The sequence below is a fragment of the Methylomonas sp. MgM2 genome, from assembly GCF_054172045.1.
Window position 1 is genome coordinate 1 of the sequence record NZ_JBSYXO010000085.1, and the last position, 2,293, is coordinate 2,293.

General features: G+C 60.6%; 1 protein-coding gene. It reads right to left on the bottom strand.

All coding sequences use genetic code 11. The features are described 5' to 3' along the window. On the bottom strand, positions 1-2,293 hold a 2,293-nt coding region (locus ACW73I_RS22945; RefSeq protein WP_458031833.1), incomplete at both ends, for a condensation domain-containing protein.

The following is a 2,293-nucleotide window of genomic DNA, read 5'->3' on the forward strand; positions in this document are numbered from 1 at the left end:
GCAGGGCTTCGCCGCCGACGGTGCAGCCGGTCAATGCGGGTGCTTGTTCCGGCTTGTCGAGCTGGCGGGCCAGTTCGACCAGATAGGCCGGCGGCACGTCGATTCGGCTGATCGCATGCTCGCGAATGGCTTGCAGGGTTTGGTCGACGCTCCATTGCGCCGGATCGCCCATGACCAGCGTGGCGCCACGCAGCAACGGCACCGCCCATTGCTCGATGGCGGCATCGAAGCTGAACGAGGCAAAATGCAGACAGGTTTCACCTGCTTGCAATGCGTACAGCTCGGCCATGGCCAGACTATGCATGGCCAGCGCGCCGTGAGCCACCGCCACGCCCTTGGGCCGGCCGGTGGAGCCGGAGGTGTAGATCAGGTAGGCCGGCGTTTCCGGGTGCAACGCCACGTCGGGCGGCATGTCGGGGTAGGCGGGCAAGTCGAGCCGGGCGAGGTCTATCCGTTTGATGGCATTGGCCCGATGAACCGACCCCGCAATCACCGTTCGCCCTGAGCTTGTCGAAGGGCGCTCCTGCTCCGACTTGGACATGGTTGTAGGGTGGGCAATGTCATTGCCCGCCGTTAGCGCGGTTTGCTCGCGGACACTAACCGTACCCACCCTAGCGACCGTCGCATCGCAGCCGATCAGCCATTCGGCGCCGGCATCGTCCAGCATGTACTGCAATCGTTCGGCCGGATAGCCGGGGTCCAAGGCCAGAAACGCCGCGCCGCATTGCCATACCCCCAGACAGGCAACCAGCATCTCCGCCGAACGCGGCAGACTCAACGCCACCACCGCGCCGGGGCGCAGGCCCTGCTCCAGTAAATAATGCGACAAACGGTTGGCCCGGCTTTGCAGCTCGGCGTAACTCAGCCGCTCGGCGCCGGCGATCAACGCTACGCCATCGGGACGGGTTTGGGCTTGGCGACGGATGCGTGACGGCAACAACTCGCCAAGCTGATATTGCGCAACAGGCAACGTATCGGCAAACGCAGACTCACCCAAACGCAGCGCGCCGATGCAAAGATCCGGCTGCCGCGTAATCTCCAACAGCAAATGGTGCATGCCGTTCGCCATCCGCCGCATATCGTCTTCGCCGAAATACGCACGGGCATAATCGAAACCGATTTCCAGACGCCGGCCAACCGTAACGTCCAACGTCAACGCATAATTGGTCACGTCGCGCTGGCTCAGATTGCCGATGCGCACATCGCCGTCGGCCTGGCGCAAAGCCGCATCGGCAGGGTAGTTCTCGAATACCAGCAAGGTATCGAACAAGTCGCCGCCGCCGGTTCCGGCCCAACCTTGCAGCTCGTACAAAGGCAAATATTCGTGCTCGCGCATCCGTAAATTGGCGCTTTGCAAGTCACGCAGCCAATCCGCCACCGGCTTGCCCGGCTCGATGCGGACCGCAACCGGCAAGGTGTTGATGAACAAGCCCAACATATTTTCCGCGCCCGACAAATCGCCGGGGCGTCCGGCCACGGTGGTGCCGAACACCGTAGTGCGTAGACCGGTGTAATGCGCCAATAACAGCGCCCAAGCGCCTTGCACCAGGGAATTCAAGGTCAAACGCTGCCGTTGAACGAAGGCCTGCAAGCCCTCGGTTTCGATGTCGGACAGGTTGCATTCGATATAAGCGTTGCCATGTTGTCCCGGCGCAGCCAAACAATTCGCCAACAGGCATGGTTCGCTAACCTCGCGCAAGGTTTCCCGCCAAAAAGCTTCGCCGGCTTTTTTATCTCTGGCCGCCAGCCAGGCGATGTAATCGCGGTAACGGCCTGTTTTTCCCAGAGTTGCCGTCTTTCCTTCGTATAAGGTCATGACTTCGGCAAAAAATAGCGAGCTGCTCCAGCCATCCAGCAACAAGTGGTGGTTGGTCCAAATCAGATGCGTCCGCCGTTCGGGCAAACTGACCAAGGTCAAACGCTGCAACGGCGGCCGGGCCGGATCGAAGCCGCGCGCGTAATCGGTTTGCGCCAATACCGTCAACTCGGCTTCATTAAATATGTCTTTATTCCATTCCAGGCGGCTGACTGGTATCTCCGCCTCGCGCCATACGGCTTGTAATGGCGCATCGCCCTGCCAGAAAAATCCACTGCGCATAATCTCGTGCCGATTGGACACCTCCCGCCAGGCTTGAATAAATCGCGGCACATCCAAACCCATCAAATCCAGAGCCAGCTGGGTGACGTAGAGATTGGCCTCAGGGTCGCTCAATGTGTGAAACAAAATTCCCTGTTGCATGGGCGAGAGGGGGTAGAGGTCTTCGATTTGGGCGTGCGGGATCGGCAGCGCGTC